General features: G+C 73.6%; 21 protein-coding genes. 13 read left to right on the top strand and 8 right to left on the bottom strand.

Features of this window, described 5'->3' with window-relative positions; translation table 11 throughout:
* Positions 1-83: 83 nt before the first annotated feature.
* The 4 genes from ICC28_RS23735 (at position 84) to ICC28_RS23720 (ending at position 5,425) form a co-directional block, all read left to right on the top strand.
* On the top strand, positions 84-1,493 hold the full coding sequence (locus ICC28_RS23735; protein ID WP_188290704.1) for a phytoene desaturase family protein: 1,410 nt from the start codon (positions 84-86) through the stop codon (positions 1,491-1,493).
* Positions 1,490-1,999, top strand: coding sequence for an O-acetyl-ADP-ribose deacetylase (locus tag ICC28_RS23730; protein ID WP_188290703.1), 510 nt, complete (start codon positions 1,490-1,492; stop codon positions 1,997-1,999). The genes ICC28_RS23735 and ICC28_RS23730 overlap by 4 nt, the downstream gene beginning before the upstream one ends.
* A 147-nt stretch (positions 2,000-2,146) precedes the next feature.
* Positions 2,147-3,670, top strand: a complete 1,524-nt coding sequence (locus tag ICC28_RS23725) for an ABC transporter substrate-binding protein (RefSeq protein WP_188290702.1) — start codon at positions 2,147-2,149, stop codon at positions 3,668-3,670.
* A 6-nt stretch (positions 3,671-3,676) separates the two neighbouring features.
* The gene (locus tag ICC28_RS23720; RefSeq protein ID WP_188290701.1) at positions 3,677-5,425 is read left to right on the top strand and encodes an ABC transporter permease subunit; all 1,749 of its coding nucleotides are present in this window, start codon (positions 3,677-3,679) and stop codon (positions 5,423-5,425) included.
* Positions 5,426-5,646: 221 nt separating this feature from the next.
* Here ICC28_RS23720 and ICC28_RS40730 read toward each other — a convergent pair whose 3' ends face one another.
* The 4 genes from ICC28_RS40730 to ICC28_RS23695 are packed head-to-tail and all read right to left on the bottom strand — an operon-like array spanning position 5,647 to position 11,070.
* Positions 5,647-7,629 carry an ATP-binding cassette domain-containing protein gene (locus ICC28_RS40730; RefSeq protein ID WP_223189327.1) on the bottom strand — a complete coding sequence of 661 codons (1,983 nt, stop codon included), beginning with the start codon at positions 7,627-7,629 and terminating at the stop codon, positions 5,647-5,649.
* Between the two features lie 5 nt (positions 7,630-7,634).
* A complete protein-coding gene (locus tag ICC28_RS23705) occupies positions 7,635-8,483 on the bottom strand; it encodes an ABC transporter permease (protein WP_188290700.1) in 849 nt (282 codons plus the stop codon).
* Positions 8,480-9,538, bottom strand: a complete 1,059-nt coding sequence (locus ICC28_RS23700; RefSeq protein ID WP_188290699.1) for an ABC transporter permease — start codon at positions 9,536-9,538, stop codon at positions 8,480-8,482. Before ICC28_RS23700 ends, ICC28_RS23705 begins: the two co-directional genes overlap by 4 nt.
* A complete protein-coding gene (locus ICC28_RS23695) occupies positions 9,523-11,070 on the bottom strand; it encodes an ABC transporter substrate-binding protein (RefSeq protein ID WP_188290698.1) in 1,548 nt (515 codons plus the stop codon). Before ICC28_RS23695 ends, ICC28_RS23700 begins: the two co-directional genes overlap by 16 nt.
* A 311-nt stretch (positions 11,071-11,381) precedes the next feature.
* Between ICC28_RS23695 and ICC28_RS23690 the strand changes: the two genes are divergently transcribed.
* Genes ICC28_RS23690 through ICC28_RS23670 form a run of 5 tightly spaced genes read left to right on the top strand, consistent with a single transcriptional unit; the run spans position 11,382 to position 17,179 of the window.
* Entirely contained in the window at positions 11,382-12,407 is a 1,026-nt protein-coding gene (locus ICC28_RS23690; protein ID WP_188290697.1) for a TauD/TfdA family dioxygenase, read from the top strand.
* Entirely contained in the window at positions 12,404-13,390 is a 987-nt protein-coding gene (locus ICC28_RS23685; RefSeq protein ID WP_317454079.1) for an ornithine cyclodeaminase family protein, read from the top strand. The genes ICC28_RS23690 and ICC28_RS23685 overlap by 4 nt, the downstream gene beginning before the upstream one ends.
* The gene (locus ICC28_RS23680) at positions 13,381-14,730 is read left to right on the top strand and encodes a Y4yA family PLP-dependent enzyme (RefSeq protein ID WP_317454078.1); all 1,350 of its coding nucleotides are present in this window, start codon (positions 13,381-13,383) and stop codon (positions 14,728-14,730) included. The genes ICC28_RS23685 and ICC28_RS23680 overlap by 10 nt, the downstream gene beginning before the upstream one ends.
* Positions 14,731-14,756: 26 nt before the next feature.
* The gene (locus tag ICC28_RS23675; protein WP_188290696.1) at positions 14,757-15,785 is read left to right on the top strand and encodes a cysteine synthase family protein; all 1,029 of its coding nucleotides are present in this window, start codon (positions 14,757-14,759) and stop codon (positions 15,783-15,785) included.
* A gap of 5 nt (positions 15,786-15,790) precedes the next feature.
* Positions 15,791-17,179: an MATE family efflux transporter gene (locus ICC28_RS23670; protein WP_188290695.1), complete on the top strand. Its 1,389-nt coding sequence runs from the start codon at positions 15,791-15,793 to the stop codon at positions 17,177-17,179.
* 295 nt (positions 17,180-17,474) lie between these two features.
* On the opposite strand, the gene ICC28_RS23665 is transcribed toward ICC28_RS23670, so the two are convergent.
* On the bottom strand, positions 17,475-17,831 hold the full coding sequence (locus tag ICC28_RS23665) for an ArsR/SmtB family transcription factor (RefSeq protein WP_223189326.1): 357 nt from the start codon (positions 17,829-17,831) through the stop codon (positions 17,475-17,477).
* 57 nt (positions 17,832-17,888) lie between these two features.
* Between ICC28_RS23665 and ICC28_RS23660 the strand changes: the two genes are divergently transcribed.
* The 3 genes from ICC28_RS23660 to ICC28_RS23650 are packed head-to-tail and all read left to right on the top strand — an operon-like array spanning position 17,889 to position 21,828.
* A complete protein-coding gene (locus ICC28_RS23660) occupies positions 17,889-19,805 on the top strand; it encodes a heavy metal translocating P-type ATPase (protein WP_188290814.1) in 1,917 nt (638 codons plus the stop codon).
* Between the two features lie 55 nt (positions 19,806-19,860).
* Positions 19,861-21,336: an AlkA N-terminal domain-containing protein gene (locus ICC28_RS23655; protein WP_317454077.1), complete on the top strand. Its 1,476-nt coding sequence runs from the start codon at positions 19,861-19,863 to the stop codon at positions 21,334-21,336.
* Positions 21,337-21,345: 9 nt separating this feature from the next.
* A complete protein-coding gene (locus ICC28_RS23650; protein WP_188290694.1) occupies positions 21,346-21,828 on the top strand; it encodes a methylated-DNA--[protein]-cysteine S-methyltransferase in 483 nt (160 codons plus the stop codon).
* Here the strand turns inward: ICC28_RS23650 and ICC28_RS23645 are convergent.
* On the bottom strand, positions 21,817-22,542 hold the full coding sequence (locus ICC28_RS23645) for an SIR2 family NAD-dependent protein deacylase (protein ID WP_188290693.1): 726 nt from the start codon (positions 22,540-22,542) through the stop codon (positions 21,817-21,819). The two genes, ICC28_RS23650 and ICC28_RS23645, sit on opposite strands and share 12 nt — an antisense overlap.
* 84 nt (positions 22,543-22,626) lie before the next feature.
* Between ICC28_RS23645 and ICC28_RS23640 the strand changes: the two genes are divergently transcribed.
* On the top strand, positions 22,627-22,827 hold the full coding sequence (locus ICC28_RS23640; RefSeq protein WP_188290692.1) for a type II toxin-antitoxin system VapB family antitoxin: 201 nt from the start codon (positions 22,627-22,629) through the stop codon (positions 22,825-22,827).
* 19 nt (positions 22,828-22,846) lie between these two features.
* On the opposite strand, the gene ICC28_RS23635 is transcribed toward ICC28_RS23640, so the two are convergent.
* Together ICC28_RS23635 and ICC28_RS23630 are read right to left on the bottom strand one after the other, a co-directional pair.
* Positions 22,847-23,338, bottom strand: coding sequence for an NUDIX domain-containing protein (locus tag ICC28_RS23635; protein ID WP_188290691.1), 492 nt, complete (start codon positions 23,336-23,338; stop codon positions 22,847-22,849).
* Positions 23,339-23,372: 34 nt separating this feature from the next.
* The gene (locus tag ICC28_RS23630) at positions 23,373-24,443 is read right to left on the bottom strand and encodes an ADP-ribosylglycohydrolase family protein (protein WP_188290690.1); all 1,071 of its coding nucleotides are present in this window, start codon (positions 24,441-24,443) and stop codon (positions 23,373-23,375) included.
* Between the last annotated feature and the right edge of the window lie 52 nt (positions 24,444-24,495).

Below are 24,495 nucleotides of genomic sequence, written 5' to 3'. Positions count from 1 at the left end.
CCGCGCCCCCGCCCTGTCACCGCCCCGGCATATCCTGATCCAGAGTGGCCATCGGCTGACGAAGGGGTCCGAAGGTGCCGTCGATGCTCGATGCGGTCGTGGTGGGAGCGGGGCCGAACGGGCTGACCGCTGCCGTGGAGCTGGCCCGGCGCGGCTTCTCCGTGGCCCTGTTCGAGGCGCGGGACACCGTCGGCGGGGGAGCCCGCACCGAGGAGCTGACCCTGCCGGGCTTCCGCCACGACCCGTGCTCCGCTGCGCATCCGCTGGGCATCAACTCCCCGGCGTTCCGCGTCCTGCCGCTGGAGCGCTACGGCCTTCAGTGGCTGCACGCCGACCTGCCCATGGCACACCCCTTCCCCGACGGCACCGCCGCCGTGCTGTCCCGCTCGGTCGGCGAGACGGCCGCCTCCTTCGGCGCGCGCGACGCGGGCGCGTACCGCAGGTTGGTCGAGCCGTTCCTGCCCCAATGGGACACCCTGGCCCGCGACTTCATGTCGCTGCCGCTGACCGCCCTGCCCCGGGACCCGGTCACCCTCGCCCGCTTCGGCCTCGTCGGACTGCCCCCGTCGACCTGGCTGACCCGCCGATTCCACGACGAGCGGGCCAAGACCCTCTTCGCCGGTCTCGTGGCCCATGTCATGGCCCCGCTGAGCGGCTTCGCCACCGGCGCCGTCGGCCTGGTCTTCGCGCTCGCCGCGCACGCCCGCGGCTGGCCCGTCGCGCGCGGCGGCTCGCAGGCGATCTCCGACGCGCTCGCCGCGTATCTGACGGACCTCGGCGGCACGATCCACACCGACTACGAGGTCAAGCGCCTGGACGACCTGCCGCCGGCCCGCGCCTACGTCTTCGACACCTCGCCCACCGCCCTGGCCCGCATCGCCGGCTTCGGCCGCTACTACGAGCGTTACCGGTACGGCCCGGGCGTCTTCAAGGTCGACTACGCGCTGGACGGTCCCGTCCCGTGGACCGCGAAGGAGGCCCGCGCCGCCGGAACCGTGCAGATCGGCGCCGACAGCGCGGAGATCGGCACGGCACTGCGCGCGGCGTCCCGCGACGGCAGGGCACCCGACCGGCCGTTCATGATCACGGTGCAGCCCAGTGCCGTCGACCCCACCCGGGCCCCCGCCGGCAAGCACGTCTTCTGGGCCTACGCCCATGTGCCCAACGGCTGGACCGGAGACCTCACGGACGCCATCGAACGCCAACTGGAGCGCTTCGCCCCGGGGTTCCGCGACCGGGTGCTCGCCCGCGCCACGGCGGGCCCGCCCGAACTCGCCGCCCGCAACGCCAACTACGTCGGCGGCGACATCGGCACCGGCGCGGTCGCCGGACTCCAGCTCCTGCTGCGCCCCAAGCTGACCCTCTCCCCGTACCGCACCCCGCACCCCGCCGTGTTCATCTGCTCGTCGGCCACCCCGCCCGGCCCCGGTGTGCACGGCATGTCGGGACACAACGCGGCGAAGGCCGTATGGAAAAGGCTGCGACAGACATGACCACTCTCACCCTCGTCCAGGGCGACATCACCCGCCAGAGCGCCGACGCGATCGTCAACGCCGCCAACTCCTCGCTGCTCGGCGGGGGAGGCGTCGACGGCGCCATCCACCGCCGGGGCGGCCCCGCGATCCTCGACGAATGCCGCAAGCTGCGCGCCTCCAGGTACGGCAGGGGACTGCCGACCGGCCAGGCGGTCGCCACCACGGCCGGCGACCTGCCCGCCCGCTGGGTGATCCACACCGTAGGCCCCGTCTTCAGCCGGAGCGAGGACCGCTCCGACCTCCTCGCCTCCTGCCACCGCGAATCCCTGCGCGTCGCCGACGAGTTGGGCGCCCGCACGGTCGCCTTCCCGGCCATCTCCACCGGCGTCTACCGATGGCCGATCGAGGACGCGGCCCGTATCGCGGTGGAGACCGTGCGGGCCGCCACGACATCGGTCGAGGAGGTCCGGTTCGTCCTCTTCGACGAGCGGGCCTACGACGCGTTCGCCGCGCGGCTCCACTGACGCGACCACCCTTCGTCGATCTCGGTAGTTGAGAATTCACCCACCCGGTGGAAGTTCGGTAAGGCTTGCCTTATATAGTGACGTCGTCCTGGCCGCCGTACCCCTGGCGCCGGGTCGTGAATGTCAGCTCCGCACGACAGGAACACCATGCGCACCACTTCTCGCGGCCTTGTCGCGGTGCTCGCCCTCACCCCGTTGCTGGCCGGCTGTTTCGCGTCGAGCGAGAGCGGTTCGGGGGCGGACGCCGGGGAAGGGGCGGGCGGCAGGCTGCGGGTCGCCCTGGCCGTTCCGCCCGTGCAGGCGCTGTCGCCGTACAGCAATGACGCCACCGTCCTGAGCAAGCTGTCCGTGGCCGAAGGCCTCACCGCGCTCGACGCGGACGGAGCGGCGGCGCCCGCGCTGGCCAAGTCCTGGAAGCAGGTCGACGCCACGACGTGGACGTTCGAACTGCGCAAGGCCACCTTCCAGGACGGCACCGACGTCACCGCCGCAGCGGTCGTCAACGCGCTCGACCACGCCGGTGCCGCCGAGACCAAGCCGCGCGTCCTGAGCGACGTCACCCTCACCGCCAAGGCCGAGGACGCCGACACCGTCACCCTCACCACCAAGGCGGCCGACCCGGTCCTCCCGCTCCGCCTCGCCAGCCCCGCCCTCGGCATCCTCTCCGAGAAGGCCTACGCCGACGACGGCACCGTCAGCCCCCTGGGCACCGGCACCGGCCCCTTCGAGATCACCAAGCTCACCGGCAAGACCAAGGCCGCCCTCGACCGCTACGACGGCTACTGGGGCGGCAAGGCCAAGGCCTCCGGCATCGACGTGACCTGGATCGCCGACGGCACCGCCCGCGCCAACGCCCTGCGCGGCGGCGAAGTCGACATCGCCGAGTGGATCCCCACCGCACAGGCGGGGCTGCTGGCGAAGGACACCCGCCACGAGGTGCCCTCCGTGCGCACCGACAGCCTGGTCCTCAACACCGGCGGCGGCCTGTTCACCGACGCGTCGCTGCGCGCCGCCGCCCGCGAGGCGGTCGACGGCTCCGCCCTCGTCGACTCCGTCTTCGGCGGCTACGCCGACCCCGCGCAGGGCCTGTTCGGGCCCGCCGTCCCCTGGGCCGCCGACCGGCGCGTCGACGTCACCGGCCGCGCCGAGGCCGCGACCGCCGCCCAGGTGAAGGCGAAGGCCAAGGGCAGGACCCTGCGCCTGGCCGCCTACACCAACCGCGCCGAACTCCCGGAGGCCGCGAGCGTCCTCCAACAGCAGCTGGAGAAGGCCGGGTTCACCGTCAAGCAGGACGTGCGCGAGTACACGCAGATGGAGGCCGACCTCCTCGCCGGCAAGTACGACGCCCTCGTCTTCTCCCGGGTGACGCTCCTGGACACCGGCGACGCGGTCGCCTATCTCGCCAGCGACTTCACCAGCGACGGCGTGTACAACATCGCGGGCCTGAAGGACGCGGACGTCGACCGGGCCATCAAGTCCGCCGCCACGGAGGGCGACATCGCGCAGCGGCAGCAGAAGATCATGCGGGCCGAGGCGGAGATCCTGCGCACGGACGCCGTTGTGCCGCTGGTCCACGAGAAGGTCGTGCAGGGCATCGCCGCCGACGTCGAAGGCGTGCTCCTCGACCCTCGCGAGCGCTCCCTGATCGACGTCGACACACACCTGAAGTAGCCGCGCATGACTGACACTCACGGCCGTCCGTCCCGGTGGCGGACGGCCGTCGGCCGCGTCGTCGCCGGGACCGTACTGCTGACGGCCGTCTCCCTGCTGCCCTGGCTGTCCGGGGCCGACCCCGCGCTGACCGTTCTGCGGGCCCGCTCCGCCGACCAGGACCCGACCCCCGCCCAGCTCGCCGCCGTACGGGAGCAACTCGGGCTGGACGAGGGGCCGTTGCCGCATCTCCTGCACTGGCTCGGCGGGCTGGCGCGCGGCGACGCGGGGGTCTCCTGGGTGTCCGGCGACGCCGTCCTGCCGCAGGTGACGGCCGCTTTCGCGGTCTCCGTCACGCTGATGCTCGGGGCGTTGGCCGTCACGGTGGCCGTGGCAGGACTGCTCAGCGCCCGCACCCTGTACCTCGGATCCCGGCGACGGCTGCAGCGCGGGCGGAGCGGTACCGGCGCCGCCGTCCTCGCCGCCCTGCCCAAGTTCCTGCTCGCCTCGCTGCTGGCCACCGTGTGCGGGGTCTGGCTCGGCTGGTTCCCCTCCAGCGGCTGGGACGGGCCGGCGTCGATGGTGCTGCCCTCGCTCGCCCTCGGCGTGCCCTCCGGGGCGATGATCGGCGGCCTGCTCGACCAGTCCCTGCCCGCCGCCTTCCACGAACCCTGGGCGCGCACCTGGCAGGCCTACGGCTTCGCACCCGGCCACATCGCCCGGCACGCGCTGCGCCGCACGATGTCCGGAGTGCTCCCGCAGCTCCTGCCGACCGTCGTGGCCCTGGTCGGCGGCGCGGTCGCGGTGGAGAAGATCTTCAACATCCCCGGCCTCGGCAGGCTCGCGCTGGACTCCGCACTCGCCCAGGACCTCCCGCCGCTCCAGACGGCCACCCTGGTCCTGGTCCTGCTCGGGGTCTGCGCGGGCGCCCTGATCCAGGCCCTGCGCCGGGCACTGCTCGGCCCCGCCCTGCGCGACGGGGCGCTGCCCGCACTGCATCCGCCGCGGCTGCCGCGCCCCCGTTCCGCGCCCTGGATCGCCGCCTTCTGCGCCCTCGCGCTGCTCACCCTGGTCGGGGCGGGCCTGCTGCGCGACCCCCTGCACGTCGACACCGCGGCCCGACTTCTGTCACCGTCACCGGAGCATCCGCTCGGCACGGACTCCCTCGGCCGCGATCTGCTGGCCCGGCTCGGCCACGGCGCGCTGCGCACGGCCGTCCTCGCCCTCGCGGTGACCGCGGTCAGCGTCCTGATCGGCCTGCTGCTCGGCATCGCGGCCCGGGTCGGCGGAGGCCTGACCGAGGTCGCCTCGACCCTGCCCGCCGTCCTCGCCGGCCTGCTCACCACGGCCGTCACCGGACCGTCGGTCGGGGGTGTCGCCCTCGCGGTCTGCCTGGTCGGCTGGACGCCCTACGCCGCCCAGGCCGCGGCCCTGCTCGAACAGGAACGGGCGAGCGGCCACATGCTCGCCTCGATCTCCTTCGGCGCCGGCCCCGGCTACCTGCTCCGCCACCACCTGCTGCCCGCGGTGCTGCCCCCGGTCCTGCGCAACGCCCTGCTGCGCCTGCCCACCACCGTCCTCGTCCTCGCCTCCCTCGGCTTCCTCGGCCTCGGCGAACAGCCACCCACCCCGGAATGGGGCCGCCTCCTCTCGGAGAACCAGCCCTACGGCGAACTGGCCCCCTGGACCGTGCTGGCCCCGGCCGGAGCCCTGGTCCTCCTCTCGGTCCTGGCGGTGTCCGCGACCGCGACGGGCCGCAGGGCGCGGCGCTCCTGAGACCGCCCCAGGGCCTGTTGTCCGGCGGATCAGGCCGCAGGAAAGCGGCGCTGATTCATCGACGCCGGTGAGCGGGGGAGCAGGGCGGAGTCGGCGCGCGAAGGACAACGCCGCTGGAGGTCCCCCGCGCCTTTGAGGCAGTGGGGTGGTCCCCCGCGCCTTTGAGGCAGTGGGGTAGGCGTGCCAGGCCCCGCCTCTGCGGCATGAACCGCCGGACGGCCCTAACCGCCGACCACCACCCCCGACGCCAGCGTCGCCGTCACCGGGTGGGCCGGTGCGCTGAACAGCCGTGCCGTCGGGCCGGACTCGACGACCCGGCCCTCGGCGAGGACGACCAGGCTGTCGGTCCGGTCGGCGACCAGCCGCAGGTCGTGGCTGACCAGGACGAGGGCCAGGCCCCGGCGTTCGCGCAGCTCCGCCAGCAGGTCCATGACGGCGACGGCGGTGTCCGGGTCGAGCGCGGAGGTGACCTCGTCGCACATCAGGACGTCGGGATCGGCCGCGAGGGCCCGGGCGACGGCGGCGCGCTGCCGCTGCCCGCCGGACAGCTCGTGCGGATAGCGGTCGGCGAACGCGGCGGGCAGTCCCACGCTCTCCAGCAGCTCCAGCACCCGGTCCGGCGCCTCGGCCCGGCTCGCCCGCCGGTGCAGCAGCAGGGGGCGGCGCAGCGCGGCCCCGATCGTGCGGCTCGGGTTCAGCGTCCCCAGGGGGTCCTGCGGCACGAGTTGCAGGCGCCGCCGCTGCTCCCGGGACCGGCTGTGCGCGGCGGCGCCCAACGGGGTGCCGTCGAGACCGACCGTGCCCGAGGTGGGCCGGTGCAGGCCGACAAGAGTCCGCAGGAGGGTCGTCTTGCCGGAGCCGGACGCCCCGACGACCCCCAGGCTGCCGCCCGCCGCGAGCGTGAGATCGACACCGTGCAGAACCGGCGTGCGGCGGCCCCGGTGGACGTAGGCCGCGCGCAGGCCGGACACGGTGAGGGTGGCCGGGGTGGGGGAGGGCAGCCCGGACGGCGAGGAGGTTCCGGCGGGCCCGGGGCGGGCGGCTCCCGCGGGGTTCTGCTTCACGCCACGGGCGGTTCCCAAGGCGTCGTTCCGCTCCATGCCGTCGGCGGGGTGGGGTGTTGCCGTGTGGTCTGTCGGGTTGTCGGCGGGGTGGGTCGTTCCCGCGAGGGTTGCCGGGTTGTCGGCGGGGCGGGGTGTTGCCGTGTGGTCTGCCGGGTTGTCGGCGGGGCGGGTCGTTCCCGCGAGGGTTGCCAGGTCGTCGGCGGGGCGGGTCGTTCCCGCGAGGTCTGCCAGGTCGTCGGCCGGGCGGGTCGTGCCCGTGAGTCTTGCCTTGTTGTCCGTGGGGTGGGTGGTTGCCGTGAGGTCTGACGCGTCGTCCGCGGAGCGGGTCGTTCCCGCGACGCCCCCCACATCGTCCGGACGCCGGTTCCGTGCCCCCGCGCGAACCGTCTCCGCCAGGTCCACCATCGCGTCGGCACCCCGGTTCCGTACCCCCGGGCGCGTCGCCCCCGTCAGGTCCACCACCTCGTCCGCCAGCCGGGCCACCAGTTCGGGGTCGTGGCAGGCCAGGGCGACGGCGAGGCGGTGGCTTGCGGCGAGGTGGCGGAGGAGGTCGGCGATCTCGTCCCGCAGGGCCGGATCCAGGCCGGCGGTGGGCTCGTCCAGGAGCAGGACGGCGGGGCGGCGGGCCAGCGCACGGGCGAGCGCCACCCGGCGCTGCTGGCCGCCCGACAGCCCGCCGATGCGCCGGTCCGCGAGACCGCCGTCGGCCGGCAGCCGGACCTCCTCCAGCAGCGCGCCGATCGCCTCCTGGCCCCGGTCCACGGCGACCTCGGCCAGCAGACGGCGGACCTTCATCCGCGGGTTGAGCGCGGAGGCGGGGTCCTGGCCGACGTAGGCGAGGCGGTGCCGGCGCAGGGCGCGCAGCTCGGGGGCGGGCAGCTCGAAGGGGTCGCGGCCGAGGACGCTGACGGTTCCCGCGGTGCGCCGCGCCCCGGGCGGCAGGGCGCCGGCCACCGCCCGCAGCAGGGTGGTCTTGCCACAGCCGGAGGGGCCGGTGACGGCGGTGATCCGGCCGGGGCGGACCTCCAGGCCGACGCCGTCGAGCAGGAGGCGGCCGTCGAGCGCGGCGACGCCGAGGCCGGTGACCCGGACCGCGTGCTCGCCGTCCGCCGTCCGGCCCCCGGGGTACCGGTCGGGCATGTGGTTCATAGTGCGGGTACCGCCTTCCGGCCGGTCACGGGGACGAGGGCGGCGGCGGCCAGGTTGACGCTCATCGCGAGCAGGCCGATGCCGATACTGGGCGCGAGCACGGCCCACGGGTTGAGCAGGATGCCGCCGGAGTTCTCGCGGATCATCAACGCCCAGTCGGCGGCGGGCGGTTGGGGCCCGACCTGGAGGAAGCCCGCGGTGGCGACGAGATAGACGGCGGCGACGAAGCGCAGCCCGAACAGCGCGAGCAGGGTGGCCCGCAGGTTGGGCAGCACCTCGCGCAGCACCAGGTGCCACAGCCGCTCCCCGCCCACGGCCGCCGCCTCGACGTACCCGGAGGCCGCCACCGGCGCCGCCGCGCCCGCCACCAGCCGCACCGCGTACGGCACGCCGAGGGCGACCGAGGCGGTGACCACGGCGAGCCGGCCGCCGTCCGGCCAGGACAGTGTGACCAGCAGGATGCCGAGGACGGCGGGCAGCAGCATGAGCACGTCGGCGGTGCGCTCGACGAACCGTCCGACGGACGGGCGCAGTGCGCCGACCGCGCCGAGCAGGGCGGCCGCGCCGGTGACGAGCACGGCCACGAGCAGGGAGGTGACGACGAGTTCGCGCCCTCCGGCCAGCACTCGGCTCAGCACGTCCCGGCCCAACTGGTCGCCGCCGAGCGGCGCTTGGCCGCCCGGCTCCGCGTACGGCGCCGTGACCGGCGCGTCGATGGCCTCGGGCGCGAGCCAGGGCCCGGCCAGCGCGAGCGCGGTGAGGAGCACCGCGGGCGCCACCCGCAGCGCGGTACCGCGCCGCGAACGCACCCCGGGCGGCTTCGACTTGGGGGCGATGGCGGTCATGTCCGTCCTCCCGAGGCCCAGGCGCGTACGAGGTCGGCCAGCAGCAGGACGCCCGTGATGACCACGCCGGTCACCGCGACGACACCCGCGATGAGGGGGCTGTCGCGGTCGGCGACCGCGCCGGCCAGGACCGAGCCGATGCCGGGGTAGTTGAAGATGGTCTCCACCACGACGGCGCCGCCCAGCAGCATGCCGGTGGAGGTGGCGAGGCCCGCGGCGATCGTGGGCAGCGCGCCGGGGAGCAGGTGGTGCAGGAAGACCCGGTGGCGGGGGAGTCCGTCGAGGACGGCGGTCTCGATGTGCGGGGCCTTCGCCTCGTCGGCGAGGGCGGCCCGGACGATCCGGGTGTTCCAGCCGATCTGCGGGATCGCCAGCGCGAGGACCGGCAGGACGAGCATCTCCCAGGAGGCGGGGGAGCCGTCGGCGTCGGTGAGGGTGACCGCGGGCAGCCAGTCCGTCCACAGCGCGAAGACCAGGACGAGCGCCACCGCCACGACGAACTCGGGCAGGGCGAGGATGCCGGTGGCCGAGCCGGAGACCGCCCGGTCGACGAGGCTCCCGGGCCGGGAGGCCGCCCAGCAGCCGAGCGCGACCGAGACCACCAGCGTGACCAGCAGGGCCAGCCCGCCGAGCAGCAGCGTGTTGGGGAAGGGCCGGGAGAGCAGCTCAGCGACCGGCTCACCGCGCGCGGAGGTGCCGAGATCGCCCGTGGGCAGCCCGGTCATCCACTCCGCGAACCGCTCCGGCACGGGCCGGTCGAGGCCGAGCAGTCGCCGTCGCTCGGCGAGGTCGGCCGCGCTCTCCCCGCGCTCCGAGGTGGCGTTCGCCGCGTCCCCGGGCAGCAGTTCCACCGCCGCGAACACGCAGGCGAGCAGCACCGCCAGCAGCAGCGCCCGGCGCGCGAGCAGTCCGGTCAGCCGCAGCGCCGCCCGCGCCCACGCCGGGACCGGCCGGGACCGTACGCCCTCGACCGGTCCGTCGGGTCCGTCGGGTCCGCCGGAGCCGCTGGAGCCGCCGGAACCGGGCCGCGTCGCCGGGATCAGCGAGCCAGCCATGCGGTTTCGAGCTGGACGCGCCCGTAGCCGGGCAGGACGGGCAGATCGCGGACGGCGGAGGCGGCCAGGTCGATACCGTCGGCCATGCCCCACAGCAGGTAGCCGGACTCGGCGTACTCGATCTTCTGGAGCTCTTGCAGCGCCTGGGTGCGCTCGGCCTCGCCCTTGGTCGCCATGGCCTTCTGGTAGGCGGCGTCGAAGTCGGCGTTCTTCCAAGCGGCCTCGTTCTGGGCGGAGTCGGAGACCATGGTCTTGCTGGCGAAGAAGACCACGGAGTCGTTGGTGCCCCAGTAGGTCGTGTACAGGTCGCCCTTGAGCCAGGTCTTCTCCCAGAAGGTGGCCGACTCCTGCTTGACGACCTCGACCTTCACCCCGGCCTCGCGGACCTGGGAGGCGAAGAGGGTGGCCGCTTCGGCGAGGCCCGGGATGTCCTCGGTGGTCAGCAGCCGGTACGTCCTGGACAGGTCGAAACCGGCCTCGTCCAGCAGGGACTTGGCCTTCGCCAGGTCCCGCGAGCGCTGCGGGAGGTCCTTCGCGTAGGCCGGGTCGCCGGTGCCGAGGACGTCGTTGGCGACCGTGCCGTAGCCGGAGAGCACCTGCTTGACCATGGCCTCGCGGTCCACCGCCAGCCGTAGCGCCTCCCGGACCTTCGCGTCCGCGAACGGTCCGTCGGCCGTACGCATGACGATCGGCATCGCCATGTCGTTGGGTCGCCGCACGATCTGGATGTCCTCGCGCTTCTCGGCCGTACGGGCCGCCACCGCACCGACGTTGGAGGCCACGTCGATCTGTCCGGCGAGCAGGGCGTTGGCCATCGCCTGCGGGCTCTCGAAGATCTTGACCTCGACGGCGTCGAGGAGGACGTCACCGCCGTACCAGTCCTCGTTGCGCACCAGGCGGGCGTTGCCGGAGCGGAACCAGTCCAGCTTGAACGGGCCCGTGCCCGGCGCCTTCGCCAGCTCCTTGTCCGGCGTGTCCTTCTTCAGGACGAAGGTCGTCAGACGCAGGAGCAGGGGCAGTTCGGCGTTGGCGTAGTCGGAGACGAGAACGACGGTGTCCTCGCCCTCGGCCCTGATGTTGCCGGCCTTGATGCCCGGCAGCCGGGAGGCGCCCGACGGGGTGCCGCGCAGCCGCTTGAGCGACCACGCCACGTCCTCGGCGGTGACCGGAGAACCGTCGTGGAACTTCGCTCCCTTGGCGAGAGTGAAGGTCCAGGTCTTCAAGTCCTCGGACGACTTCCAGGAAGCCGCCAGCCGGGGCGCGGTGTTGGGCTCGGCGCCCGGCACCGTGAGCGTGTCGTACACGAGCGAGATGATCAGGTAGTCGCTCTCGTTGGCCTGTGTGCCGTGCGGGTCGCGGGTGATGGCCGAGGCGCGGCCCAGGGCGCCGATCCGCAGGGTGCCGCCGCGCCGCGGCTTCTCGGTCCCCTTCGGTGACTTGGACGAGGTCTCGTCGCCGCCACAAGCGGTGAGGAGTGCGGACGCGGCCATGCCGCCGCCGGCCCACAGCACTTGGCGCCTGTTCAACTTCACTTCGACCTCGTTCCACTGGAGTGGGGCATGTTGCTTAGGTGTGCCTACCCTAAGAAGATCCTTTCTGCAACCCGCACGGCTCCGTCGTTACGTCGTGGCGGGGGCGTCAAGTGGGCGCACAGATGCACGAGTTGGCGCAGGTGAGGCAGATGGGGCCTGCCGGGGGCATCGAGCTCAGGTAAGGGTTGCCTTACCTAATTTCGCTTGGTATACGTTTCTGGCGCTGCTGCACACAGCCGATTCACAGACCGGCATCCATCGAGACCGCACCCCCCACCACCGCATCCGCACCCCGAACGGACGTCTCAGCCATGCCCACGGGAGCCACATCCCTGCGGCAGCTCGCGCCGCACGCCGTCGCCGAGCTGACCGAAGCAGCACAGAAGATCCTTGCCGATCACGGCAGTACGACCGCCAGGCCCGAGCCGGGACTGCTCCACGATGTCGCCCGTACGGCGGCAGGCCTTGGTGAAACGATTCGGCAGGCCTGTCGCCCCGTCGACACCGACGACGGCCTCTTCGTCCTGCGCGGCCTGCCCCTCGACGACGCCGGCATCGGGCCCACGCCCGCCGTTTGGGCGACCGCCGACGACCGCGCCGCCGTGTGGGACGTCACCCTGCTGCTGCTCGCCACCGTGATGGGCGAGCCCATCGCCTGGGAGGGCCAGCAGGGCGGCCGGTTCGTACACAACATCGTGCCCTCGGCCGGCCACGAGCAGGAGCAGACCGGAGCCAGCAGCACCGTCCTGCTCAGCCCGCACACCGAGGACGCCTTCCACCCCGGCCGCGCCCATCTGCTGATGCTCGGCTGCCTGCGCAACCACGACGCCGTCGCCACCACCGCGGCCAGCATCCGCAGGGTCCAACTGGCCGCCGACGACATCGAGTTGCTCTCCCGGCCCGTCCTGCCGATCCTCCCCGACGACGCCTACGCCGAGGCCCGGACCTTCGCGGGCCCGCCCCCGAAGGTCCCGGTCCTGTGGGACTCCGGGAACGGCCCCACCCTGCGCTACGACCCCGCCTACACCCCCCTCGACGACGCCCCGCCCGCCTACCGCGCCGCCTACGACCGGCTCACCGCCGAACTGGAGCGGGTCTCCGTCGCCGTCAGCCTGGAGCCCGGAGACGTCCTGGTCGTCGACAACGACCTGGTCGTGCATGGACGGGTGCCGTTCCGGGCCCGCTACGACGGCACCGACCGCTGGCTCAAGCGGGCCTCGGTCCGCGTCCCCGGCCGCCGCACCCGCCCGCCCGCCGAGGCGGACGAACACGGGTACGGCCAGAGCGTGCTCGTGGCCGACGTCCGACCCACCTCCGCGCGAAGGGAATCCCAGTGACCGACGACAAGACGCTGCGCATCCTCAGCACCAGCGACCTGGCCGGCATCGACATCTCCCTCACCGATGTCGTCGACGTGGTGGAGCAGGCGTACCGCACCCTGGCCGACGGCAAGTCCGCCAACCCCCGCAAGCTCACCGTCAAGCCGGAGGACGGCCACTCCGTCTCCTACGCCATGCTCGGCCGCGACGGCGTCCGAGGCGTCGTCGCGGTGAAGACCTCGTACAAGCACGGCCTGGACAAGTCCCGTGACCAGCAGCACTACTACACGACCCTGAGCCTCTACGACGACACCACCGGCCTGCCCGTCGCGATGATGGACTGCGGCCGCATCGGCTCCCTGCGCACCCCGGCTGTCTCCGCGCTGCTCGCCCGCGCATGCGCGGCCCCCGGCAGCCGCAGCGCCCTCGTCATCGGCACCGGCACACAGGGCCGCCTGGCCCTGCCGTTCCTGCTCACCACCCTGCCCGAGCTGGACCGCCTGATGGTCTACGGCACCCACCCCGACGGTCTCGCCGCGGTGCGCGAGCGCCTCCACCACCACTTCCCCGAGCGGGAGTTGGAGGTCGTGGAGGATGTGCGTGCCGCCGCGGCCGAGGCCGACGTGGTGATCGCCACCGCCGGGCAGCACACCCCGGCCCACGTGGAGTCGGACGACCTGAAGCCGGGTGCCGTGTCGATCCTCGTCGGCCACGGCATCGCCCCCTCCACCCTGCAGCGTGCGGACCGGGTCATCGCCACCAGCGAGGCCCAGATGGTGGTCACCGGCACCGACATGGCCGACGCCGACGGCCGATTCCCGGCCGTGGACGCCGAGTTCCCCGAGGTGCTCGCGGGCCGGGCCCGCGGCCGGCTCGCGGCCGAGGAACGGATCTTCGCCTACAACAGCGGTCTTGTCGTCACCGACATCGCCCTCGGCCACCGCTTCGCCCAACTGGCCATCGAACAGGGCCTGGGCACGCAGGTGCGGCTGTGGCAGTGACCGACGCGGCACCGCCGCTGCCCGCCCACCCCGACCCGCAGCTCGCCGCCGTACTCACCGGCGGGCTCCCGCACCAACTCTCGTACGCGCTCGGCGGACCGTTCCACCTGCTGCTGCCCGAGCGCTTCGACGCCAACACCGCCGCTTTCCGGACGGTGCTCGACGAGGCCGGTGTCGAGGGGCGGGTGTACTACGCGAAGAAGGCCAACAAGGCTGCCGCCTGGATCGAACGCTGCGCCGTGACCGGCACCGGCGTCGACGTGGCGAGCCTCGGCGAGCTGCGCGACGCGCTCGGGCACGGGGTGCGCGGCGAGCACGTCGTGGTCACCGGTCCCGCCAAGGCCGACCGGCTGCTGCGCGTCGCCGTGCTCCAGGGCAGCCTGATCGCCGTGGACGCCCTCGACGAACTGGACCGCGTCATCGCGACCGCCCGGTCCGTCGCCCGCCCGGCCCGCGTCCTGCTCAGACGGCTGCCGCCCGCCCAGCCGCACAGCCGGTTCGGCCTGGACGAACGGGAGTCGAGCGCCGCCCTCGACCGCTGCCGGACGGCGGGCGACGCCCTCGTCATGGAGGGCTTCTCCTTCCACCTCTCCGGCTACGACCCCGTGCAGCGCGCCGAGTTCGCCGCCGACCTGGTCGAACTCTGCCTCAAGGCGAGGGCGGAAGGGCTGCGCGCGGACCGGATCAGCATCGGCGGCGGCTTCGCCGTCGACTACACCGACGCCGCGCACTGGGAGACCTACCTGCGCGAGCAGCGCCCCGAGCACTACCACGCCGGGAAGTCCTTCACCGCGGCGGACTTCTACCCGTACCACTCGCCCGTGGCGGGCCCCGACGCCCTGCGCGCCGTCCTCGCCGCGCACGGACTCGCCGGGCGGCTGCGCGAGGCCGGGGTGGCGCTGCTGCTGGAGCCCGGCCGGGCGCTGCTGGACCGGGCCGGCTGCACGGTCTTCCGCGTCCAGGGCGTCAAGGACCGCGGCGGCCACGGCATCGTCACCGTGGACGGCAGCAGCCTCAGCCTGTCCGAGCAGTGGTTCGCCAGCGAGTACCTGCCTGACCCCGTGCTCCTGCCCGCACCGGACCGGGCCCCGCAGGCGACCTCGGACGAGCCGTACGCCGCGTGCGTCGGCGGCGCCACCTGCCTGGAGTCCGACATGGTCACCTGGCGCAAGGTGCGCCTCGCGGCCCGGCCCGCACCCGGCGACCTGCTCGTCTACCCCAACACCGCCGGATACCAGATGGACTCCAACGAATCCCCCTTCCACGAACTCCCGCTCCCGCCCAAGGTCGTCCTCGACGCCGTCGGCTGCGGAGCGACCCGCTGGCGCCTGGACCGCTGACTCGAACCCCCTCTGAGGAGCCCCCGATGGACAAGGCGCTCACGCGTCCCGCCGTGGTCAGCCGGGTCACCGACCTCATCGGCCACACCCCGCTGCTGGAGCTGTGCCGCACGGCCACCGGCAGCCGACTGCTGCTGAAACTGGAGCAGTTCAACCCGACCGGCACCGCGAAGATCCGCATGGCCCGCCAGATGGTCGTCGACGCCGAGGAGCGCGGACTGCTGCGCCCCGGCGGCCGGATCGTCGAATCCACCTCCGGCAACACCGGCCTCGGCCTCGCCGTCGTCGCCGCCGAACGCGGCTACACCTTCACCGCGGTCGTCGACCACCACGCCGCCGTCGACAAGCTGCGCGGCATGAAGGCCCTCGGCGCCGAACTCGTCTACGTCGCCGACGAGGGCGACGAGGAACTCGCCACCGCGGCCCGCGAGGAGTACGCCGAGAAGCTCGCCGCCGAGGGCGACAACGCCTACTTCACCGAGCAGCACAACAACCGGGCCAACGGGGACGGTTACCGGCCCGTGGCGCACGAACTCCACGCCGCCCTGGACGGCCGTATCGACATACTGATCGGCGCCGTCGGCACCGGCGGCGGACTCTTCGGCACCGGCGGGGAGCTGCGCAGGTCCGTGCCCGGGGTGCGGATCGTCGGCGTCGAGCCGAAGGGGTCGATCGCCTTCGGCCCGCCCGCCCACGACTACTACCAGTCCGGCACCGGCACCCCCGAGGGCGCCACCATCGGCGCGATGGTCGACTACGACCTCCTCGACGAGGGCGTCAAGGTCGGCGACGTCGAGGCCTTCGCCACCGCACGGGTGCTGGCCCGCCGGGTCGGTCTGCTCATCGGCGGCTCCGCGGGCGGGGTCGTGCACGCGGCGCTGACCCGCATGACCTCGCTGGCCCCGGGCACGACTATGGTCGCCCTGGTCAATGACGGCGGGGAGAAGTACATGGACACCGTCTTCAACGACGACTGGATGAACGCCCGATCGCTCATCGACCCCGACATCGAACGCGAGGTCGAGGAGCTGCTGACGAAACTCCGCGAGAACTGAGCCCGATGCCGACACCGTTCACGACCCTGCTGCGCGACAGCCGCGCCCTGGCCGTCCTGGCCGTCCCGCTCGCCCTGACCCAGCTCGCCCAGGTCGCGCTCACCACCACCGACACGGTGATGATGGGCCTGATGGGCACCGAGGCCCTGGCGGGCGGCGGCCTCGCGCTGGTCATCTTCAACCAGCTGCGCACCATGGGCGTCGGCATGGTCACCGCCGTGGGCAACCAGGTCTCCGCCGCTTCCGCGCGCGACGAGGAGACCGAACTCACCGACGAGGCACGGGAGGAGGTGCGCGAGGTCGTCCGCGGCGCGCTCGCGCTGGCCACCCTCTCCGGGGCGGTGGGCGCGCTGGCGATCCTGCTGATCGGGCGGGCCGTCGCGTACCTGGGTCAGGACCCGGACGTCGTGGACACGGCCTGGCCGGTCCTGCTCGCCCTCGCGCCGGGCCTGATCCCCTGCCTCTGGTTCCAGGCCGTCCGCCAGTTCACCGTCGGCATGCGCCGCCCGCAGGCGCTGCTGCGCATCACCATCGCGTCGGTCGCTGTGAACGCCGGGCTCAACTGGGTCCTGGTGCACGGCACTTGGGTCCTGCCGGAGCTGGGCCTGCCCGGCATCGGCGTCGCGACCAGCCTGGTGTACGTGCTGACCTGCGTGGCGCTGTACGCCTCCGCGCGCCGCGACCCCGAACTGGCGCCCCTGATGGACGTCCGCATCTGGAAGACCCGCCCGGCCACCCTGCGCAGGCTGACCGGCCTGGGCCTGCCGATCGCGGCCACCTACGGCTCGGAGGCGGGCTTCTTCTCCGTCGTGGCCCTGCTGATCGGCACCTTCGGCAGCGCGGCCCTGGCCGCCCACACCGCCGTCAACCAGCTGATCTACATCGTCTTCCAGATCGCCGTCGGCCTGTCCCACGCGGCGTCCATCAACGTCAGCCGTGAACTCGCCCTGGGCCGCGTGGAGTCGGCCCAGCGCATCAAGAACACCGCGCTCGCCTGCGCGGCGGCGGTCATGGCCGTGGTGGGCGTGATCTACCTGTTCCTCCCCGGGCTGGTCCTGCGCCCGTTCCTCGACGACCGCAGCGCGACGGACATCGCCACGAACCTCCTCCTCGTCGCGGCGGTCCTCCAGTTCTTCGACTGCGCCCAGAACATCGGCGTGGGCCTCCTGCGCGGCCTCGACGACACGAAGGGCGGCTTCCGCGTCACCCTGGTCGGCTACTGGCTGATCGGCCTGCCCGCGGCGTGGCTGCTGGGCGAGGCGGCCGGGCTGGACTCGGTGGGCGTGTGGCTGGGCCTGCTGACCGGCCTGGCGGCGACCGCTGTACTGCTACTGCGGCGGTACAACCGGGGGTTGGCCCTGCGGGGGGTGGGGGAGCCGGCGGCTGCTGTGTGAGGCGGAGCGACGCGAACCGGCCTCGCCACCTCTTGGCCCACCGGGACGGGGTCGGACCGGGGGCGGGGGTGGTGCGGGTCCGGCCTCGCCACTCCTTGGCCTACCGGGACGGGGTTGGATCGGGGGGCGACGGGGCGGGGGCGGTGCGGGTCCGGCCTCGTCACCTCTTGGCCCACCGAGACGGGTGGTGGGTGGGCAAAGGCCGGGGGTCTGGGGGCGGAGCCCCCAGGCGGTCACCGGAACCCCGGTCCCCGTCTCCGTAGCCAGCCGCCCCGTGCTGCGGCCCGCCGCGTCCTCACTCGGCGCTGTCGCTGAGCCCGAGGCGCAGGTGCTCCACGTGGTAGACGGCCTGGTCGAGGAGCTCGGCGACATGGTGGTCGTGCAGCGCGTACACCACGGAACGGCCGCGCCGTTCGCCGACCACCAGACCCAGGTTGCGCAGCAGCCGCAGCTGGTGCGAGCAGGCGGACTGCTCCATGCCCACCTCGGCCGCCAACTCCGTCGCGGGCAGCGGACCTTCGCGCAGCCGGGCGAGGATCAGCAGACGGGAGGGGGTGGACAGGGCCTGGAGGGTGGTGGCCACCTTCGCGACGTTGTCCGGGTCCAGACGTACGCGCTCACTGTCGGTGGTGGTGACGGCTCCATGACCCATGAGGGGTATCTTACCCACCGCACATGAACAGATGAATGAGTCTTCATGTGTTCCTGTATGGTGGGCCGGGTGTCCACGACCCTCGCACCCACCCCTGCCCCCACGGCCCCTCCGGCGACACCCCGCCGCCGCACCCGGATCCTCGCCCTGCCCGAGGCCCGCTGGGCGCTCGCCGCGACCGTCGCCTTCCTGCTGGGCCTCGCCCTCGACCTCACCGGCGCGCCCGCCTGGACCTACGGCCCCCTGTACGCCGTCGCCTACGTCACCGGCGGCTGGGAGCCCGCCCTCGAAGGGCTGCGGGCGCTGCGCGAGAAGACCCTCGACGTCGACCTGCTGATGATCGTCGCGGCACTCGGGGCGGCCGCGATCGGACAGGTCCTCGACGGAGCCCTGCTCATCGTCATCTTCGCCACCTCCGGCGCCCTGGAGGCCCTGGCCACCGCCCGCACCGCCGACTCGGTACGCGGTCTGCTCGACCTGGCCCCGACCACCGCCACCCGCGTCACCGACGACGGCGACGGCGAGGAGACCGTCCCCACCGCCGACCTCACCGTCGGCGACACCCTGTTGATCCGCCCCGGCGAACGCGTCGGCGCCGACGGCCGCGTCCTGGACGGCACCAGCGAGGCCGACGAGGCCACCATCACCGGCGAGCCCCTCCCGGTCGTCAAGCGCCCCGGCGACGAGGTCTTCGCGGGCACCCTCAACGGCGCCGGCGCCCTCCGCGTCCGCGTCGAGCGCGACCCCGCCGACTCGGTGATCGCCCGTATCGTCACCCTGGTCGAGGAGGCCTCCCGCACCAAGGCGCCGACCCAGCTGTTCATCGAGCGGATCGAGCAGCGCTACGCGGTCGGCATGGTGCTCGCCACCCTCGCGGTCTTCGGCGTGCCGCTCCTGTTCGGCGAGAACCTCACCGATGCCCTGCTGCGCGCCATGACCTTCATGATCGTCGCCTCCCCGTGCGCGGTCGTCCTCGCCACCATGCCGCCGCTGCTGTCCGCCATCGCCAACGCCGGCCGGCACGGCGTCCTGGTCAAGTCGGCCGTCGCCATGGAACGCCTCGGCGAGATCGACACCACCGCCCTGGACAAGACCGGCACCCTCACCGAAGGCGCCCCCGAGGTGACCGACGTACGGCCGTTGCCGGACTCCGGCCTCGACGAGGACGCCCTGCTCGCGCTGGCCGCGGCCGCCGAGTACCCCAGCGAGCACCCGCTGGCCCGCGCCGTCGTCGCCGCCGCCCGCGCCCGGGGCCTCGCCCTCGCCCCCGCCGAGGACTTCACGGCCACCCCGGGCCGCGGTGTCGCCGCCACCGTCGCCGGGCACACCGTGACCGTCGGCCGCGCGGACGCCGACAGCGACGCCACCGCCGTAGAGGTGACCCGGGACGGCAGGCCCGTCGGCACCCTCGCCCTCACCGACCGCCTGCGCGCCGAGGCCCCCGCCACCACGGCCGCCCTCACCGCCCTGACCGGCACCGCCCCCGTCCTCCTCACCGGCGACCACGCGGGCGCCGCCGCCCGCGTCGCCGAGGCCACCGGCCTCACCGACGTACGCTCCGGACTGCTGCCCGAGGGCAAGGTCGACGCCGTGCACGGCCTCCAGGACAGTGGCCGCAAGGTGCTCTTCGTCGGCGACGGCGTCAACGACGCCCCCGCCCTCGCCGCCGCCCACTCCGGCATCGCCATGGGCCGCGCCGGATCCGACCTGGCCCTGGAGACGGCGGACGCGGTGATCGTGCGCGACGAGCTGACGACCGTACCGGCCGTCGTACGGCTCTCCCGGGCCGCCCGCCGCCTGGTCGTGCAGAACCTGGTCATCGCGGGCGTGTTCATCACCGGCCTGGTCCTGTGGGACCTCATCGGCCACCTCCCGCTCCCGCTCGGCGTCGCCGGACACGAGGGCTCGACCGTGCTGGTCGGCCTCAACGGACTGCGGCTCCTGCGTGAATCGGCATGGTCCCAGGACCGCTGAGGTTGATGTCGGATTCTCGCCAGCCCCGGCCGTGCGCATGGGCGAGGCTGGACGCATGCAGAAGGGGATGCACACCGACACCGAGACGTGCGTACGGGCCGTCCAGGCCAAGGACGCGCGGTTCGACGGCTGGTTCTACACGGCCGTCCTGACCACCGGGATCTACTGCCGGCCCAGCTGCCCCGTGGTCGCGCCCAAGCCGGAGAACATGGTGTTCCACCCGAGCGCGGCCGCCTGCCAGCAGGCCGGCTTCCGGGCCTGCAAGCGGTGCCGCCCGGACGCCAGCCCCGGCTCCCCGGAGTGGAACCTGCGCGCCGACCTCGTGGCCCGCGCCATGCGGCTGATCGCCGACGGCGTCGTGGACCGCGAGGGCGTGCCCGGCCTCGCCGCCCGCCTCGGCTACAGCACCCGCCAGGTCGAACGCCAGCTCCTCGCCGAGCTGGGCGCGGGCCCGCTCGCCCTGGCCCGCGCCCAACGGGCCCAGACCGCCCGGCTGTTGATCGAGACGACCGCACTGCCCATGGCGGAGATCGCCTTCGCCGCCGGCTTCTCCTCCATCCGCACCTTCAACGACACCGTGCGCGAGGTCTTCGCCCTCGCCCCGAGCGAGCTGCGCGCCCGCGCACCCCGACCGGGCCGGACCCCCGGAGCACTCGCCCTGCGCCTGCCGTTCCGCGCCCCCCTCAATCCCGACAACCTCTTCGGCCACCTCGCGGCCACCGCCGTACCGGGCGTGGAGGAGTGGCGGGACGGCGCCTACCGCCGCACCCTGCGCCTGCCGTACGGCCACGGCATCGTGGCCCTGGCCCCGCGGCCCGACCACATCGCCTGCCGCCTCACCCTCAGTGACCTGCGCGATCTGCCCGTCGCCATCAGCCGCTGCCGCCGCATGCTCGACCTGGACGCCGACCCGGTCGCGATCGACGACCGGCTGCGCACGGATCCGCTGCTCGCGCCCCTGGTCGACAAGGCCCCGGGCCGGCGCGTCCCGCGCACGGTCGACGAGGCCGAGTTCGCCGTACGGGCCGTGCTCGGCCAGCAGGTCTCCACGGCGGCCGCCCGCACCCACGCGGCCCGCCTGGTCACCGCGCACGGCGAGCCGGTCGACGACCCCGAGGGAGGCCTCACCCACCTGTTCCCGTCCCCCGCGGCGCTGGCGGCGGTGGACCCCGAGTCCCTGGCGATGCCCCGCACCCGCCGCACGACGTTCACCACGCTGGTGAGTCAACTCGCGGACGGCTCACTCCACTTGGGAGTGGAAAGCGACTGGCAGGAGGCGCGCGCCCGCCTCCTCGCCCTGCCCGGCTTCGGGCCCTGGACGGTCGACGTCATCGCGATGCGCGCCCTCGGCGACCCCGACGCGTTCCTGCCGACCGACCTCGGAATCCGGCGCGCGGCGGGCGAGTTGGGCCTGCCCTCCACCCCCGCCGCCCTCACCGCACGCGCCGCCGCCTGGCGCCCCTGGCGGGCCTACGCGGTCCAGTACCTGTGGGCGACCGACAACCACCCGATCAACTTCCTTCCCGTGTAAGGAGATCCCGTGCGACAGCACACCGTGACCGACAGCCCGTACGGCCCCCTCACCCTGGTCGCCGAGGACGGCGTCCTGTGCGGCCTGTACATGACCGACCAGCGCCACCGGCCCGCGACGGAGACCTTCGGCGAGCGCGACGACAGCGTGTTCGGCCCCGCCCTCGACGAGCTGAAGGCCTACTTCGCGGGCGAGCTGAAGGAGTTCACCCTCGAACTGCACCTCAACGGAACCCCGTTCCAGCGCCGCGTCTGGCACCACCTCCGCACCATCCCCTACGGCGAGACCCGCACCTACGGCCAACTGGCCGACGCCCTCGGCAACCCCAAGGCCTCCCGCGCCGTCGGACTCGCCAACGGCAGGAACCCCGTCGGCATCATCGTCCCCTGCCACCGCGTCGTCGGCGCGAACGGCAGCCTCACCGGCTACGGCGGCGGCCTGGACCGCAAGCGACGGCTGCTGGACTTCGAGAGCGGCGGTCTACTCGCCTAGGGAGCCCAGCAGTTCGGGCAGCGCCGTCCCGATCGGCTCCCGGATCACCTCGTCCGCGAGCTCGTCGTACGGCGTCGGCTCGGCGTTGACGATGATCAGCCGGGCGCCGTGGTCGGCGGCGACGCCGGCCAGGCCGGCCGCGGGCTGGACCTGGAGGCTGCTGCCGACGGCGATGAACACCTGGCAGGCCTTGGTGATCGAGACGGCCTCGCCGAGGACGACGGGGTCCAGGCGCTCGCCGAACATGACGGTCGCCGACTTCAGGATCCCGCCGCAGGCGAGACACGGCGGATCCTCCTCGCCCGCGTCGAGCCGGGCGAGGGCGTCCGCCATGGGCCCGCGCACACGGCACTTCGTGCACACGACCTGGTGCACCGTGCCGTGCAGCTCCAGCACCTTGCGGGCCGGCATCCCGGCCAGCTGGTGCAGCCCGTCCACGTTCTGAGTGATCACCCGGACCGGCACCCCGGACCGCTCCAGCTCCGCCACGGCACGGTGCGCGGCGTTCGGCTCGGCCTTCAGCGCCCGGTTCTCCCGGCGCATCCGCCACGAGCGGCGCCGGATCTCGGGATCGCCCATGTAGTACTCGTACGTCACCAGCTTCTCGGCCTCCGGGTCGCGCCGCCACAGGCCGTTGGGGCCGCGGTAGTCGGGGATTCCGGAGTCCGTGCTGATACCGGCGCCGCTGAGCAGGGCGACGAGGGGCTTGGTCATGTCACCGAGGGTAAGCGGGGCCCCGGCAGGTGGGGAACTGATATTCGGGGCCACGGGGCGGCGGCCGGTGCTACCGTCCCGCACATGGCCAAGGTCACCGTCTCCCTCGATGCCGAACTCGTCGTCGAGGTCATGGTCCTCGCGGGCGTGGGCAGCCCGCAGGACGCCGTCGAACTCGTCGTCCGCGACTACATCGCGCGCGGGCACCGCACCGAGGCCCGCCTCGCCTCACGCGAGGAGGCGCTGCGCGAGGTGGACGTCAAGCCCAGGACCGACGAGGGCTGAACGTCCGCCGGGACCGCGGTCAGCCCACCCGGCGGCCGTTCTCCAGCTCCACCGCGCCGGTGCCGTCCGCGAGGACGTCCAGCGCGGCCAGCACCCGGTGCCCCAGGGCGCCCGGCAGATGCGCGGTCAGCTCCTCGCGCGGGACCAGGCGCCAGGACAGCAACTCCTCCTCCTGGAGCCGGATCGCCTTGAAGTCGTCCTCGCCCAGGACACCGCCGTCGTAGACGTACGCCACCACCGGCGGCCGTGCCGTGCCCTGCACCCAGTCCACCGCGAGCAGCCGGCCCGGCTCGATGTCGAGCCCGATCTCCTCGGCCGTCTCACGCCGAGCGCCGTGGCGCGGGGTCTCGCCGTCGTCGGACTCGACCGTGCCGCCCGGCAGCGCCCAGCCCTCGCGATAGTTGGGCTCGACGAGCAGCACCCGGCCCTCGGCGTCCCGGAACAGGGTGGCGGCACCGGCGAGGACGCGTGGCAGGCTCGCGATGTACGTGGCGTAGTCCTGAGTGGTCATCCAGGCAGGGTAACGAGCCCCGGTGCGGTCGTGGTCACGCGCTGTCGACCAGCCGTACGGTCCGCTCGGCCAGCTCGCTGATCCGCACCCCGTCGAACCCGAACACCGCGCTGCGCACCGTGTCCTCCAACGGGTCCTTCCACTGCGCCGGAATCGCCTCCGCCCCGGTGAGCACCCCGGCCACCGACCCCGCGGTGGCCCCGTTGGAGTCGGTGTCCAGGCCGCCGCGGACGGTCAGCGTGATGGTGCGGGTGAAGTCGCCGTCGCCGTACAGCAGCCCGGCGGTGAGTACGGCGGCGTTGGGGACGGTATGGATCCAGCCGAGGCCCGCCGTCTCCCCGGCCACCGTGCTGAGGGTGTCCTCCCACGTCATCCGGGCGCCGTGCAGCGAGACGACCCGGCGGACGGTGCGGGCCAGCCGGCTGCTCGGCGGGATCACCGTCAGCGCCTGGTCCACGGCGTGCCGCACTCCGGCGGCCGTGAACGCCGCCGAGATCAGCGCCGCCGCCCACATCGCGCCGTACACGCCGTTGCCGGAATGGGACAGCACCGCGTCCCGGCGGGCGAGGGCGGCGGCGCGGCGCGGGGCGCCCGGACAGGTCCAGCCGTAGATGTCGGCCCGGATCAGCGCCCCGATCCACTCCTGGTACGGGTTGTCGTAGGTGGCGGTCAGCGGCGGCTTGAGGCCGTTGGCGAGATTGCGGTACGCGGCCCGCTCGGCGGTGAAGGTCTGCAGGTACGGCAGCCGCAGCAGCCACCGGTCGCCCACCTGCTCGGTGCTGAAGGCGAAGCCGTGGGCCTCCAGCAGGTCCAGGCCGAGGATCGCGTAGTCGACGTCGTCGTCGCGGCAGCTGCCGTGGATCCGGCCGCGCACGCAACTACGCCACTCCGGGCGCAGCTCGAAGCCGTCGGCCTCGTCGGTGGGCTCGGGCAGGTAGTCGGTGAGGGGCAGGGCGGCGGCCTGCCGCAGATAGCGGTCGATGCGGTCCCGTGTCCACAGGTCGCCCTGCTCGACCGGTTTGCCCAGCATGTTGCCGGCGATCCGGCCCAGCCAGCCCCCGAGAACGCGGTCGGCGAGCTCCGGCGAGGTGCCGACAGGGGTCATAGCACCGGTGTACCCGATTCCGCGCCCCCGCGCAGGGGGTCCGTGGGGGACG

Source organism: Streptomyces sp. TRM68416 (genome assembly GCF_014596915.1).
In the GTDB taxonomy this organism is placed as follows: domain Bacteria; phylum Actinomycetota; class Actinomycetes; order Streptomycetales; family Streptomycetaceae; genus Streptomyces.
The sequence above is the reverse complement of the archived record's forward strand: the minus strand, read 5'-3'. Positions and strand labels throughout refer to the sequence as shown.